The organism is Roseateles amylovorans (assembly GCF_025398155.2).
Taxonomy (GTDB): domain Bacteria; phylum Pseudomonadota; class Gammaproteobacteria; order Burkholderiales; family Burkholderiaceae_C; genus Roseateles; species Roseateles amylovorans.
This window is the reverse complement of record NZ_CP104562.2, coordinates 2,489,378-2,503,113: the sequence shown is the minus strand read 5'-3', so window position 1 is coordinate 2,503,113 and position 13,736 is coordinate 2,489,378. Positions and strand designations below refer to the sequence as shown.

Sequence of the window (13,736 nt, the reverse complement as noted above, 5' to 3'; positions counted from 1 at the left end):
CACCTTGAATCCATGAACCAAGACCTCTCCATCATCTCCCTGATCGCGCATGCCAGCCTGACGGTGCAGCTCGTGATCGCCGCTTTGTTGCTGGTCTCGCTGGCCAGTTGGAGCGTGATCTTCAGCAAGCTGATCGCGCTGGGCCGCATCAAGGCACGCAACGAGTCCTTCGAGCATGAGTTCTGGTCCGGCAAGAACCTCAACGACCTGTTCAACAGCGTCTCCAACCGCACCGACGGCGCGCCGCTGGAACGCATCTTCGCCTCCGGCATGCGGGAGTTCCTGAAGCTGCGCGAGAAGCGGGTCACCGAACCCAACGGCCTGCTGGACGGCGCCCGCCGCGCCATGCGCGCCAGCTATCAGCGCGAGCTCGATGCGATGGAATCGCATCTCTCGTTCCTGGCCTCGGTCGGTTCGGTGTCGCCCTATGTCGGGCTGTTCGGCACCATCTGGGGCATCATGCATGCCTTCGTCGGCCTGTCCAACCTGACCCAGGTCACCCTGGCCACGGTGGCGCCTGGCATCGCCGAAGCCCTGGTGGCGACGGCCATCGGCCTGTTCGCGGCGATTCCGGCGGTGCTGGCCTACAACCGCTTTGCCCGCCAGATCGACCGCAATGCCATCACGCTGGAGACCTTCATCGAAGAGTTCTCCAACATCCTTCAGCGCAACGCCGGCCAACCCGCGCCGGCTGCGGCCCGCTGATCGACCGCCACGGAGAGCGACGCCATGGCCGCCCTATCTTCCCGCAGCGGTTCGCGCCGCCGCACCATGAACGAGATCAACATGGTGCCCTTCATCGACGTGATGCTGGTGCTGCTGATCATCTTCATGGTCAGCGCCCCGCTGATCACCACCGGCGTGGTGGACCTGCCCAGCGTGGGCCAAAGCCGCCAGCAGCCCACCCATGTGATCCAGGTGATCGTCGGCAAGGACGAGACGCTCAAGCTCAAGCTCGACGGTGAACAGGATCCGCAACCGGTGCCGCTCAAGGCACTGGCCGCGCGGGTCAAGGATGCGCAGGCCGGCGATGCCAACACGCCGGTGGTCATTTCCGCCGACCGCAACGTCAAGTACGAAGCGGTGGTCAAGGCCATGGATGTGCTGCAGCGTGCCGGCATCCAGCGGGTCGGGCTGTCGGTGAAGAACGGTGCGGCAGACAACTGACCGATGTCGACAAGCACCCTGCGATGAACATCCTGCGATGAGCACCCTGGTCTCCCGATTCCATCCCGATCGCGACCCGCTTCGCCCGCCGCCCGCCCCGGGGCTGGGGCGTGGCTTCGGCTTTGCGGTCGTGGCCCACATCCTGTTGGTGGGCGCGTTGAGCTTTGGCGTCAACTGGCGCTCGGCCCCCACGCCGGCGCTGGAGGCGGAACTCTGGTCCGCCATCCCCCAGGCCGCCGCCCCCAAGGAACAACTTCCGCCGGAAACACCGGTCGAACCCAAGCCCAAGCCCGAGCCGCCGAAGCCGCAGGAGCCCACCCGCGAAGAGATCCAGGCCCAGCGCGACGCGGAGATCGCCATCGCCAAGGCCAAGGAGCGCAAGCAGCGCGAGGATCAGGAACTGCGCGACGCCGAAGAGAAAAAGCGCAAGCTCGAGCAGCAGAAGAAGGACGAGGCCGACAAGAAGGAACGCGACCGCAAGGACGCCGAGCGCAAGCAGGACCAGGCCAAGAAGGACGACGCGGCCAAGCAGGAGAAAGCCAAGCGCGACGCCGATGCCCTGCGCGAGAAACAGCGCCAGGAAAACCTGCAGCGCATCGCCGGCATGGCCGGTGCCACCGGGGCGCCCAATGCCACCGGATCGGCGCTGAAGAGTTCCGGCCCATCGGCCAACTATGCCGGCCGCATCAAGGCGCGGGTCCGTCCGAACATCGTCTACAACGATCCGGGCGGTGCCAGCAACCCGGAAGCGGAAGTGGAAGTGCGCGCGGCACCGGACGGCACCATCGTCTCCCGCAAGATCGTCAAGTCCAGCGGCCTGGAGGACTTCGACAACGCGGTCCTGCGCGCGCTGGACAAGACCGAGGTGCTGCCGCGGGACACCGACGGCACCGTGCCCCGGGTGATGATCATCACCTTCCGGCCGCGGGAGTAATGCCCCGACTCCGAGGGCAGGATCCGGAGCGAGCTTCGCGGCTCGCCCCGGTCCCGATCAGAAGAGATGTCGGGGCTCGCCGCCAAGCCGCCAAGCCGCCAAGCCGCCAAGCCGCCAAGCCGCTATCAGGCAGCAGGCAGCAAGCAAATGATGAAGGCGCAGATCTGAGGGCGACGGTCCGCGTGACGACCTCCGTGCTTCAACGGCCCGAACGGCCCTTCTCGCAGCGCAAGTGCGACGCGACCACCGCGTCCAACGACAGTCGTCCCGGCCCATACAGCGCCAGCCCCAACAGCAGCCCGCCCCAGAGCTGATGCTGCACCAGTGCGGCCGGCGCGATGTCAGACAAGCTCAGCACCGCCATCAGGTTGACCACGCTCAGCCCCAAGGCGGCGAAGCGTCCCCCCAAGCCCAGCACCAGCAGTACCGGCAGCACCAGCTCCCCCCCGGTCCCCATCCAGGCGGCCAGTTCAGGGGGCAGGAGCGGCACGTGGTATTCGTCCTCGAACAGGGCCAGGGTGATCTCCCAGTCGCGAATCTTGGTCAGGCCGGAGAGGAAGAAGACATGGGCCACATACAAGCGCGCCGCCAGGGCGCCCAGGGCCTGCGCGCCGTTCACCGTCCATGACGCGGCGCCGCCCAGCAGGCTGGGCTGTTGCAGGCCGGGATCGATGAGGATGCGCAGCCAGGTGGTCCATCCCCTGCCGTCGGCCGAAGCGGCTTTCCGAAGTGCGCCGGTGTTAGTGTTCATGTGAATGTCCTTGGATTGTTTGGGAAGTGGCAAGTAGGGCGACGGCCCACACGCGACGGATCACACGCGACGAATCAGCGATCCGCCTCAAGACGGCGCACGCCGTTCAGCCAGCCGAACTGCAGCGCCTCCACCAGCCAGCCGCTGAAATCGAAGGCCGGATCGGCGCGTTCCAACGCCTGGTGCAGGGTCACGCCCTGCAACATCGCATGCATCCATGTGGCGACCGGCAACGACACCGGCCGGGCACGAGCCCGCCAGCCGTCCGGCCAGACCACCACCGACTGGTCCGCCGGCGCAGCGCCCGCTGCAGCGGGCGGCAGGTCGAGCCACTCGGACAGCTCACGCACCTCGCTGAGGGCGCGTGCCGACGCTTCTCTCAAAACCACACACTGCAGACCGGGCACCAGCCGCAGTTGCAACTGCGCCGGATCCACCGACGCCATCAAGGCCAGGGACTCGGCATTGAAGGCTCGCGCTTGAGCGGCGCGCTCGCAGACGTGCATCGCCCATTCCAGGCGGGCGAGATCGGTCCACGACGGTGGCGAGCCCTGCGTGGATTCCGCAGCAGCCAGCGCGTCCACCAGGGTCTCGCCCCATTCGCCCAGATCGGCGTCGACCGGACCCTGTCGGCGCCAGCAGGACCAGGCCAGCGCGACGAATCCGCCCGGCTGCTCGGCCTCCATCTGCTCCCGCAAGCGGGGATAGACCGCCGACAGCGTTCGGTCCGCCAGCACGCACCCGTTGAGCCGGTACGCCGTCAAGCCACGGGGCAGACCGCCGCGCACGCCAGGCAAAGCCACTAGGCCGGGCGGCGCCCACCGTAGCGGGTCCTCGTCCGGCGCCACGCGCAGCGCCTCGACAAAGCGACGCTGCGCGACGTCCAGCGCCGCGCGCTGGGCGGTCATCGTGGTCGCGGCCGTCGTCATCGGCATCGGCATCGTCGTCATCGTCGTCATCACGGCGTCGCCGGTTTCGTCGTCAACACGACCGGGCTCCCGGGGCGCTCGGTCGACGTCTGGCTGCGGCGCGCTCATGCGATCACCTCCCCCGCACCCCACTGCAGCGTCGACTGGGCCCGACGGACTTGCGCCACCTCGTCCAGCAGCACCGACCACGGCGGCACGTCGGTGTCCCATTCGATGAGGGTGGGCCGAGGGCCGAGCCGTCGCAGGGCATGCGCGTAGAGACGCCACACGTCCTTGCACACCCGGCTGCCGTGATCGTCGATCACCAAGCCATCCCGTCGCAGATGTCCGGCCAGATGAATTTCGCCGACGATGCTTGGATCGATCGCATCAACCCAGGCGCATGCGGCGCGCAAGGCATCGGCATCGGCATCGGCATCGGCATCGACATCGACATCGACATCGACATCGACATCGCTTTGAGCATGGCCGCGATTCAATGCGTTGACATACAGATTGTTCAGATCCAGCAACAGGCCGCAGCCCGAACGCTGCGCGAGGCGGTTGAAGAATTCCGGCTCGGGGATGTGATCGTCCGCCCAGGCCACGCAGGCGCTGAGGTTTTCGATCAGCAGCCGGCGGCCCAGCATGTCCTGAGCGATCTGCACCTGCTCGACCAGCAGGTCCAGGCTGACCGCACTGAAGGGCAAGGGCAGCAGGTCCTGCGCATGCAGCACCTGAGCGCCCTGCCCACCCGGCGTCACCCGAGCGAAACACGCATGCTCGGACATCAGCACCGGTCGCACCTGATCAGCCAGCTCACGGATCCGTCGCAGATGGGTGAGGTCCAGCCCGCAGGCGGATCCGAGGCCCAGACCCACGCCATGCAGACTGATCGAATGGCAGGTGGAGGCGTCCAGCAGCATCTGACGAGCAGCGCCGCCCGCAGCGAGAAAGTTCTCGGTGTGGACCTCCAGAAAGTCCACCCCGAGCGACCTCGCCGGGCGTAGCGTCGACAGCGCGCCGCCGGGGCCGGACACGTCGTCCGCGCCAGTCGCCATCACCTCGCGGTAATGGGGCTGGCGCCAGCCGACGCCGACCGCAGTCGGCTTCAGCCTGGCGCCGGTGCTCACTTCTTCATCCGCTGTTGCTTGGCCGCCTCGGCGCTCATGCCGCCGGCGGATTTGCAGGTGCCCTTGGCGACGTACTTCCATTCGTCGGGCGAGGCGTCCATGGTGGACTGTCCGGCGCAGGAATGCGAGCCACTGAGATTGGCGCAATCGTTCTGGCCGGCCTTGGCAATGCCGTAGCACTTCTCCTTGCCCTTGCTTTCATCGGCAGCCGACGCCTGCTGGACCGCGCCCAGGGCGAGTGCGGCGGTGAGTGCGGACATCACGAGGTGGCGGGTAGTGGTCATGGAACGGACTCCTGGTTGGAAAGTTGGGATGACAGGTGGAACTCGCCGCGCCACCCACCCGAGTTCGGGTTCAATCTCAGGCGCCCGCTCAGGGTCAAAAGTGGGTGAGCGAGTGTGGTGCGACATCCGTCTGTCGCAGCAGACCCCGAGTTGCTTACACTGCCGCCAACTATTTTTTCGCCCCCCCATGTCCCCCTCCCAATGGCCCGCCGAGCTGGAGCAACTGCGACCGCAGCTGCTGCGTTACGCCCGGCTACAGATGCGCAACGACGCCTGGGCGGAGGACGCGGTGTCCGAAACCCTGCTCGCGGCACTCGAGAAACCGCGCGACTTCGACGGCCGCTCGCAGTTCAAGACCTGGCTGATCGGCATCCTCAAGCACAAGCTGGTGGACCAGATCCGCCGCAACTGCAAGGAGCTGACCGCCTCCGCCACGGCGGGCCCGGACGACGACGAACCCCTGGAAGACCTGCTGTTCGACGGCGCGGGCCATTGGCGCGAGACGCCGCCGGACTGGGGCCATGATCCTGAAGCCGCGCTGCATCAGGTGGAGTTCATGCAGGTGCTCGAAGCCTGCGTCACGATGCTGCCGCCCCAGCAGGGTCGCGTGTTCATGATGCGCGAATGGCTGGAGCTCGACACCGACGAGATCTGCCGCGAGGCGGGCGTCTCCACCGCCAACATCTGGGTGCTGCTGCACCGCGCGCGCCTGCGTCTGCGCGAATGTCTGCAGCAGCGCTGGTTCATCTCAGCCGGGTCCGGCGCCGAGGCACCGGCGGCCATCTCCCCGTCGCGCGGATAGGACACGCCATGCGAATCCGCAGAACCTGCAAGGAAGTCACCTTCTTGCTGATGCAAGCCCAGGATCAAGGCCCCCTGCCCTGGTGGGAGCGACTCGCCCTGACCCTGCATATGACGGCCTGCGACGCCTGCCCCCGGGTGCGCGAGCAGCTCAACCTGATGCAGCGGGCCACCGCGCGCTGGCGGCACTACAGCGGCGAGGACGACGCTGTCGACGCGCGCGACCGCCCGCGGCAACCTCCCGGCGACCACTCGGACGAACGCTCCGATTGAACCTGGGCGCCAGGCGCCTTCGACGGTCCTGTCGGCCCGGCGCTTTCCACGATCGAGCAAGACCTGGCACCGTGCGTCCACCGCCGGTATCAGGCTGTCCATCGGCTTGGTGATCGGTTGGGCGCTCGACGCAATGATCGGGCTCCCTGTCGGCTCGGTATTCGAATGACACCGCTTTTTACTGTCGCTGGGACCGACCTAAATTTGCTATCAAGTCAGCATTTTCTTGTCATTTAAAACCCGCAACCCGTTGCCGAAACTGAAGTTGTTCCTTCACTTCGATTAGCAACATCATGCATACCCCGCTTCATCAAACCACCCGTGGAGTGCAGGTGGCATCCATCACCCTGACCACCCTCTGCGCGGCCGTTCTGGTCGCCTGCGGCGGCAGCGGTGATGACACCGCACACCTCAGCCGCGCGCAGCAGCAAAGCACGGTGGAAGATCATTCTGGCCACGACCACGATCATGGCAATGCCGCAGACGACGGCGGCGTCGAGGCAGGTGCCGATCAGCCGATCGTCACAGGACCGACCACACCGATCGGCGCGCCCACGATTCGCACCTTCAGCCAGACGCCGCTGGGCGAACTCTCCCCGCCGGTCGACGGCGCCCTGAACATGCTCAGCATCGAGCTGGCTCAGACCCATGTGCTGCCCAATGGCAAGAAGACATGGTCCAACCCCGAGCTGTCCAATGCGCCGACCCTGCGGTTGGTGGACAGCCGGGACACGCTCGCCCTGGTCCGGCTGCCATCGCCTGTCCCGGCCTCGCCGCGACTGGAGATCTGGCGAGACGGCAGACGCGTCCACAGCATGCCGCTGGCGCTCCCCTCCGCATTGCCACCCACCGAGGACGGTCAAGCCCCCTACGCCAACGACCTTTACAGCGCCACCATCCCCCGCAGCGAGATGATGCCTGGCGTGTCGCTCAAGGTCAGCGCCCAGAACAAGCCGGCTGGCAACTCGCTGGCGCTGGATGTCGCGCCGGAGTCATGGCTCAAGGTTCGCGTGCTGCCCGTTTACCTGTGGGGTGCCAACGAGATCAACTCCAAGAAGGTGCTGCCGCAGGCCGCGCAGATCCCGGCTGATCGCCTGTACGAATACAAGGCCATGGTGCCCTGGAATGTCGACGTCGAGCCGCATCCTGCCGTCAAGGTGGAACGCGACACCTATGTCATGGAGCCCTCCGGTGGTCGACCGGCCTTTGTCCAGCGGGCCCACGGCGAGCCTGGCGGCCGAGACGGCCCGGGTGCGGTGATTCGCATCACCCACGAGATCAATGTGGCGAACGGTGAATTCCGGTCGCCGACACTGATCTACAGCCCCATGTCCTACCGCACCGTCGACAACGTCATCACCAACTACACCGGCGGCAAGGCCTTCCAGGGCGGTTGGTGGAGCGCGACCGGACCATTCAGTTTTGACCGCATCTTCCAACATGAAATCGGCCACAACCTGACCATGTCGCACCTGTTCGGCACGACGGGAAACTCACCCTATCCCGAAGCCAGCCTCAAGGGAACGGCATGGGGCTGGGACGCGAGCCGCTCGGCCTTCATTCCGCCGTGGGTGACGCCCTCTGCAGACAACTACAAGAACTGCGCCACGACGCGGGGCCGTCAGTTCGATGAGGCAGGTCGCTGCGTCAAAAACTCGGTGATGGAGAACGGCTACTACGACAAGCCGCGTTCCCGTGGCTTCAACATGTACAGCGACTACGAGATCGCCCTGGGCCAGCGCGAACTCTTGACCAAGACCGTGCAGTTCGAAGGCGCCTACGACGATGAGGGGCATCCGTTCTTCATCCGCTACAACGCGGAAGGCCAGCACTACGAAATGTTCAGCCCGCCCACGATCAACTACGCGTTGGATGGCATTGCGCAGAATCTCCCCCGTCAAGTGGACGTCCCGATCTACGCCGTCTCGATGACCTTCAGCAACACAACGCCCGAGGTCAATCAGTTCGCCGCACCGCTGCGCTACCAAGGCAACATGCTGGGCACGATCGACCCGACGAATGCGCAGGATCGCGCCGCGATCACGCCCACGGGCCAGGGCATCTATCGCAACTTCTGCCGGAGTCAGGGCTGTGACTTCACGCTGCGCATGACCTACGAGGACGGCTCACAACGCCACCAGTTGCTGCAGCGGGGATTCCGCCCTTGGTACAAGCCCTCCGATCTGGCCACCGCCGCCTCGAATGACCCGCTGAGCGGCAGCAGCTTCCGATCGCTGACCGTCAACGTGCCGGGGGACAAGCGCCTCATCCGCGTGGAGTTACTCTCCACCCCCGAAGGTTGGAAGGGCGTCGGAGACGCGCCGCTGGTGGTGATGTCGCGGGACCTGACCGGCGACGCGCGCAAGTAGGTCGCCCCACAAGAAGCCCCTCGGCACGGTCTCCCGAAGCGGACGGATCCCGGCCGATCCGCAGTGTCCCGTCGCCAAATGATGGGATCCGGCCCGGCCCTTGGCACCCGCCGTCTGGGTGCCGCCGCGTCCGCGGGGGCGGGCTGGCGCGCTCAATGAGCGGTCGATACGGTTCGGGCGGCCCCGAGGCCGTCAGCGTCGTCAGTCCAGTTGCCCGCCCCCGACCCGGATCTCCTCGACGGTGGCGCCCAGCGTCAACGCCAATCGTGTGGCGGCTACCAGGGTGGGCAGCGGCAGGCTGGGCGCGCCGGGATGGCGTGCCGCCTGCGCCGGCAGATACGGGATGTGCATGAACCCGCTGCGGATGCCGGTACCCCGCAGCCGATGCTGCAGCCCGTAGAACACGTGATTGCAGACAAAGGTGCCGGCGGTCTGCGACACCGACGCGGGATAGCCCGCGTCCCGCAGTCCGGCGACCATCGCCTTGATCGGCAGGGTGGAGAAGTAGGCCGCGGGACCGTCGGCAGCAATCGGCTCGTCCACCGGCTGGGCACCGGCGTTGTCCGGAATGCGCGCATCGTCCACATTGATGGCCACCCGCTCCAGGGACAGGTCACATCGCCCGCCCGCCTGACCCACCGCCAGCACCAGGGACGGCCCGACGAGGCGCAGCGCCTCGTCCAGCCGCCGCAGCGCCTCACCGAACACGCAGGGCAGTTGCACCGCCACCACGTGCGACTCGGCAATGACCTCACCGTGGAGGGCCTGGGCCAATTCCCAGGACGGATTGACGGTCTCGCCGCCAAAGGGCTCGAAGCCCGTGAGCAGGATGTTCTTCACGGAACCCAGTCTAGCCTCACCCCCAATTGCGATCCTGGATGATTAATCCCTTGCAAAAGCGTTAGGCTTGACCCCAATTAAGGAAATTCCGCGGAGACCGTTTCATGTCCGATCCGTCCGTGCCGCTGCAGTGGACTCAAACCCAGCCCGGCGTTCTGTCAGGAACCCGGTCCGGCACGAGGCCAGGCGACGACGACGCCTCGCAGCCGTTCGAATGGCCCACCCCGCCCTTTGCCGCCTATCCGCGGCCGCGGCCGCATCGCGATCCGCTCGCGTGCGAGATCCTGGGCTTGAACGGCAGCCGCACCGTCGGCAAGGTGATCCAGATGGTGTCGCGGGAGCGGCTGGCCCAGGTGCTGGTGCCCCCTGCGCGCAACGCCATGCCGCTCAAGTTCTCTCAGTTCAAGGCGCTGAAGCTGCTGCATGCGATCGAGGTGCCGCCGCGCGACCCCGCCGCCGCCAACGATCCGCTCACCCTGGACCAGCGACCGCGCAGCGACTTTCGCCTGATGTATGTGGGCGGCGAGGAATTCAAGGGCGTCACCATCGGCCACCAGGAGACCGATCTCGGTCTGTTCCTGTTCCCGCCGGTCAGCGACACCAGCGACTGGGTGCGCTGCATGTTTGTCCCGCGCGAGGTGCTGACCGGCTTCGAGGTTGGCGAGCGCATCGGCGACCTGCTGGTGCGTGAGCAGGTCGCCACGCCGGTGCAGATCGAGGAAGCCGCCAAGGAACAGCGCGACCTGCGCGACCGCCGCGTGGGCGACATCCTGGTGGCCCAGCAGATCGTCAGCGCCGAGCAGTTGATGCAGGCCATCGAGCAGCAGGCCAAGATGCCGATGGTGCGCATCGGCGAAGCGCTGCTGGCGCTGGAGCTGGTCAGCCAGGCGCAACTGGACGAGGCGCTGGAGCAGCAGAAGAAGGACCGCTCGGTGCCGCTGGGCGAGCTGCTGGTGCGCAAGGGCATCGTCACCCGCGCGCAGCTGCAGTCGGCCCTGGCCCGCAAGATGGGCTATCCGCTGGTCGATGCCGACAACTTCGCCATCGAGCCGGATGCGGTGCGCAAGCTGCCCTTCTCCGTGGCGCGGCGGCTGGAGGTGCTGCCATTGGTGCTGCGCGATGGCCGGCTGATCGTGGCGATGGAAGACCCGACGCGGCGCGACTGCATCGACGAGGTCGAGTTCATCACCCAGCTCAAGATCGTGCCGGCGTTGGCGCGGGTCGGCTCGCTGCAGTTTGCGCTGCCCAATGCCTATGAGCGTTACGGCAACCAGCCGGCGGGCGGCCGCGACGCCAACCTGCCGCCGCTGACGGTGGAATTCGAGCTGGACAGCTCCGACAAGCTGATCGAGACCCTGGAGCGCGAAGGCCAGGAACAGGTCGCCCGCGAAGTCAGCCGGGAAGACGAGCGGCCGATCGAGCAGAGCGACAACTCCCTGGTGCGCATGATCAACACGATGATCATCGAGGCGCACACCCAGAACGTCTCGGACATTCACATCGAGACCCAGCCCGGCAAGGAAAAGCTCAAGATCCGTTTCCGCAAGGACGGGGTGATGCAGCCCTATCTGGACCTGCCGCACACCTACCGCAGCGCCATGATCGCCCGCATCAAGATCATGTGCGACCTGGACATCTCCGAGCGCCGCAAGCCGCAGGACGGCAAGATCAACTTTGCGCGCTTCTCGCCGCAGCACAAGATCGAATTGCGGGTGGCCACGATCCCCACCAACAACGGCCTGGAAGACGTGGTGATGCGGATCCTGGCCTCGGCCAAGCCGATCCCGATGGCCAAGCTGGGCCTGTCCGAGCGCAACATGAAGGAGCTGCAGGCGGCCTCCGCCCGGCCCTACGGCATGGTGCTGTGCGTGGGGCCGACCGGCTCCGGCAAGACCACCACGCTGCACTCGGTGCTGGCCAACATCAACACGCCGGAGCGCAAGATCTGGACGGCCGAGGATCCGGTCGAAATCACCCAACAGGGCCTGCGCCAAGTGCAGGTGAATCCGAAGATCGACTGGACCTTCGCCAAGGCCCTGCGCGCCTTCCTGCGGGCCGACCCGGACGTGATCATGGTCGGTGAAATCCGGGACGAGGAAACCGCCGAGATCGCGGTCGAAGCCTCGCTGACGGGTCACCTGGTGCTCTCCACCCTGCACACCAACAGCGCGCCGGAAACGGTGACCCGGCTGCTGGACATGGGCATGGATCCGTTCAACTTCGCGGATTCGCTGCTGGCGGTGCTGGCCCAGCGGCTGGTGCGCCGTCTCTGCCCCTCCTGCCGCACCGCCGAGCCGATGCCCGAAGCCGCGCTCAACGAACTGCTGGACGACTACCTGCATGTGTTCTCGCCGGAGAACCGCCCGCCCCGCGACGCGGTACTGGCCGAATGGCAAGGCGCCTACGGCCAGCCCAACCTGCTGCACTATCACAGCCCCGGCTGCCCGAAGTGCGACAACACCGGCTTCAAGGGTCGTGCGGGTCTGCATGAGCTGCTGGTCGTTTCGCGCTCGCTGCGCCGACTGATCCAGACCGGCTCACGGGCCGAGGAGCTGATGCATCAGTCGATGGCCGAAGGCATGCGCACGCTGCGTCAGGACGGCATCGCCAAGGTGCTGCAAGGCGTCACCACGCTGGCCGAGGTCAGAGCGACCAGCAACCAGTAACAGCAGCGCCAAGCCGCAGGGTGCACGTGGGTACCCACGCCTGACCGCCTCACCGCGTTACCGCCCTACGGCTCTATGGCTCTATGGCTCTATGGCTCTACGGTCCCACGGGCTGACGGGCTGGCGGATCCGCAGACCTGCATGCCAGCCGTGAGAAGCGATCGAGACGATGACGGGGGTCATTCGCGCTGACTGCGGGTCGCGCTCGGGGACGTCCCGAGGGCGCCAACGCGCCGCCGCTACCCAGCGAGGCCGGGGTCGGCGATCAAACCCAGAATCCGAACCGCCATCCGATCCGCTGCGCCTCGGTGGGCGCCTGCGAACCGCTGGGCCGCTTCCGCCATGGCCAGGCGATCGGACGGCCCGGCCAGCAAGGCCAGCGCTGCGTCCAGCGCCTGGGGAAGATCCTCCACCCGCCGCGCGGCCCCGGCCTCGATCGACAGCGCCGCCGCTTCGGCGAAATTGAAGGTGTGCGGTCCCATGATGAGCGGCACGCCGCAGGCGGCGGCCTCGATCAGGTTCTGTCCGCCCAGTTTCTCGAAGCTGCCGCCGAGCAGCGCCACGTCGGCCAGTCCGTAATAGAGCGACATCTCGCGCATCGAATCGCCCAGCCAGACGTCGGCCGCGGCCGCGGTGGCCGGTGGGACGTCGTCCGCCTGCGGACCGAAGCTGCTACGGCGGGCCAGGCTCAGGCCGGCGTCGGCCACCAGCGCGGCAATCGCGTCGAAGCGCTGCGGGTGCCGAGGCACGATCAGCAGCAGCGGCTCACCGGCTGCGGTCCGCGCCGCAGCAGCGGCCGTCCAGGCGGACAGCATCGCGGCTTCCTCGCCTTCGCGGGACACGGCCAGCATCACCACCGGCCGCCCCAGGGCCGACCGCCAGGCGCGTCCCCGCGCCAGCAGCGCCTCATCCGGCTGGAGATCAAACTTCAGATTGCCGCTGACCTGCACCTCAGCCACACCGGCCCGGCGCAACCGGTCGGCGTCGTCGGCCGTCTGCGCCAGCGCCAGGCGCAAGCTGCGGGCGGCCGGGGCCAGAAGCGCCTGGAACTTCTCGCCGCGGCGCAGGCTGCGCGCCGACAGCCGCGCATTCGCCAGCACCATCGGCACACCCGCCCGCAGCGCCTGATGCTGCAGGTTGGGCCAGATCTCGGTTTCCATCAGCACGCCCACCGCCGGTCGGGTGCGATGGAGAAAGCGCCGCACCGCGCCGGGCGTGTCCACCGGCAGCCAGCGCTGCACATCGCCGTCGCGCAGCAGCGCCTGACCGGCCTCACGGCCGGTGGCGGTGGTGTGGGTGAGCAGCAGCCGCAGGCCGGGTCGCGCTTGGCGCAGGCGCTCGATCAGCGGCGCGGCGGCACGGGTCTCGCCCAGCGACACCGCATGCACCCAGAGCGCGCCCGGGGCGATGGCCGGGCCGAAACCGAATCGCTGTGCCGGATGGGCGCGATACAGCGGCTCGGCCCGCCCGCGCAGCAGCAAGCGGATCAGATAGACCGGCGCGGCGAGCCTCAGCACCGTGCTGAAGGCCGCGCGCGCCAGCCGTTCGCGCAGACTGTCCTGCGGCGGGGGCCAGGCAGCCGCGCCAGGGCGACCGCCCGGCGTGGCCAT

13 protein-coding genes are annotated in these 13,736 nt (G+C 67.3%); 7 read left to right on the top strand and 6 right to left on the bottom strand.

All coding sequences use genetic code 11. The features are described from left to right. The first annotated feature begins 12 nt into the window (after positions 1 to 12). Genes tolQ through tolA form a run of 3 tightly spaced genes read left to right on the top strand, consistent with a single transcriptional unit; the run spans position 13 to position 2,101 of the window. Entirely contained in the window at positions 13 to 705 is a 693-nt protein-coding gene (gene tolQ, locus N4261_RS10630) for a protein TolQ (protein WP_261760114.1), read from the top strand. Between the two features lie 24 nt (positions 706 to 729). Further along, the gene (tolR, locus tag N4261_RS10625) at positions 730 to 1,167 is read left to right on the top strand and encodes a protein TolR (protein ID WP_261760113.1); all 438 of its coding nucleotides are present in this window, start codon (positions 730 to 732) and stop codon (positions 1,165 to 1,167) included. A 37-nt stretch (positions 1,168 to 1,204) separates the two neighbouring features. Beyond that, positions 1,205 to 2,101: a cell envelope integrity protein TolA gene (tolA, locus tag N4261_RS10620; RefSeq protein WP_261760112.1), complete on the top strand. Its 897-nt coding sequence runs from the start codon at positions 1,205 to 1,207 to the stop codon at positions 2,099 to 2,101. 199 nt (positions 2,102 to 2,300) lie between these two features. On the opposite strand, the gene N4261_RS10615 is transcribed toward tolA, so the two are convergent. The 4 genes from N4261_RS10615 to N4261_RS10600 all read right to left on the bottom strand — a co-directional run bounded on the left by N4261_RS10615 (position 2,301) and on the right by N4261_RS10600 (position 5,177). Further along, the gene (locus N4261_RS10615) at positions 2,301 to 2,852 is read right to left on the bottom strand and encodes a DoxX family protein (RefSeq protein ID WP_261760111.1); all 552 of its coding nucleotides are present in this window, start codon (positions 2,850 to 2,852) and stop codon (positions 2,301 to 2,303) included. 74 nt (positions 2,853 to 2,926) lie between these two features. Further along, entirely contained in the window at positions 2,927 to 3,889 is a 963-nt protein-coding gene (locus N4261_RS10610) for a hypothetical protein (RefSeq protein WP_261760110.1), read from the bottom strand. Next, positions 3,886 to 4,893, bottom strand: a complete 1,008-nt coding sequence (locus N4261_RS10605) for an MbnB/TglH/ChrH family RiPP precursor modification enzyme (protein ID WP_261760109.1) — start codon at positions 4,891 to 4,893, stop codon at positions 3,886 to 3,888. Before N4261_RS10605 ends, N4261_RS10610 begins: the two co-directional genes overlap by 4 nt. After that, entirely contained in the window at positions 4,890 to 5,177 is a 288-nt protein-coding gene (locus N4261_RS10600; RefSeq protein ID WP_261760108.1) for a BufA1 family periplasmic bufferin-type metallophore, read from the bottom strand. The genes N4261_RS10605 and N4261_RS10600 overlap by 4 nt, the downstream gene beginning before the upstream one ends. Positions 5,178 to 5,364: 187 nt before the next feature. Here N4261_RS10600 and N4261_RS10595 point away from each other — a divergent pair, with 187 nt between their 5' ends. The 3 genes from N4261_RS10595 (at position 5,365) to N4261_RS10585 (ending at position 8,620) form a co-directional block, all read left to right on the top strand. After that, positions 5,365 to 5,979, top strand: coding sequence for a sigma-70 family RNA polymerase sigma factor (locus tag N4261_RS10595; RefSeq protein WP_261760107.1), 615 nt, complete (start codon positions 5,365 to 5,367; stop codon positions 5,977 to 5,979). A gap of 8 nt (positions 5,980 to 5,987) precedes the next feature. After that, positions 5,988 to 6,251, top strand: coding sequence for an anti-sigma factor family protein (locus N4261_RS10590; protein WP_261760106.1), 264 nt, complete (start codon positions 5,988 to 5,990; stop codon positions 6,249 to 6,251). 293 nt (positions 6,252 to 6,544) lie between these two features. Continuing rightward, positions 6,545 to 8,620, top strand: a complete 2,076-nt coding sequence (locus tag N4261_RS10585) for a M66 family metalloprotease (protein ID WP_261760105.1) — start codon at positions 6,545 to 6,547, stop codon at positions 8,618 to 8,620. Positions 8,621 to 8,821: 201 nt separating this feature from the next. Here N4261_RS10585 and pcp read toward each other — a convergent pair whose 3' ends face one another. Beyond that, the gene (gene pcp / locus N4261_RS10580) at positions 8,822 to 9,460 is read right to left on the bottom strand and encodes a pyroglutamyl-peptidase I (protein ID WP_261760104.1); all 639 of its coding nucleotides are present in this window, start codon (positions 9,458 to 9,460) and stop codon (positions 8,822 to 8,824) included. Between the two features lie 104 nt (positions 9,461 to 9,564). Here pcp and N4261_RS10575 point away from each other — a divergent pair, with 104 nt between their 5' ends. Beyond that, entirely contained in the window at positions 9,565 to 12,126 is a 2,562-nt protein-coding gene (locus N4261_RS10575) for a GspE/PulE family protein (RefSeq protein ID WP_435532028.1), read from the top strand. 239 nt (positions 12,127 to 12,365) lie between these two features. On the opposite strand, the gene N4261_RS10570 is transcribed toward N4261_RS10575, so the two are convergent. Then, positions 12,366 to 13,736, bottom strand: a complete 1,371-nt coding sequence (locus N4261_RS10570) for a 3-deoxy-D-manno-octulosonic acid transferase (RefSeq protein WP_261760103.1) — start codon at positions 13,734 to 13,736, stop codon at positions 12,366 to 12,368.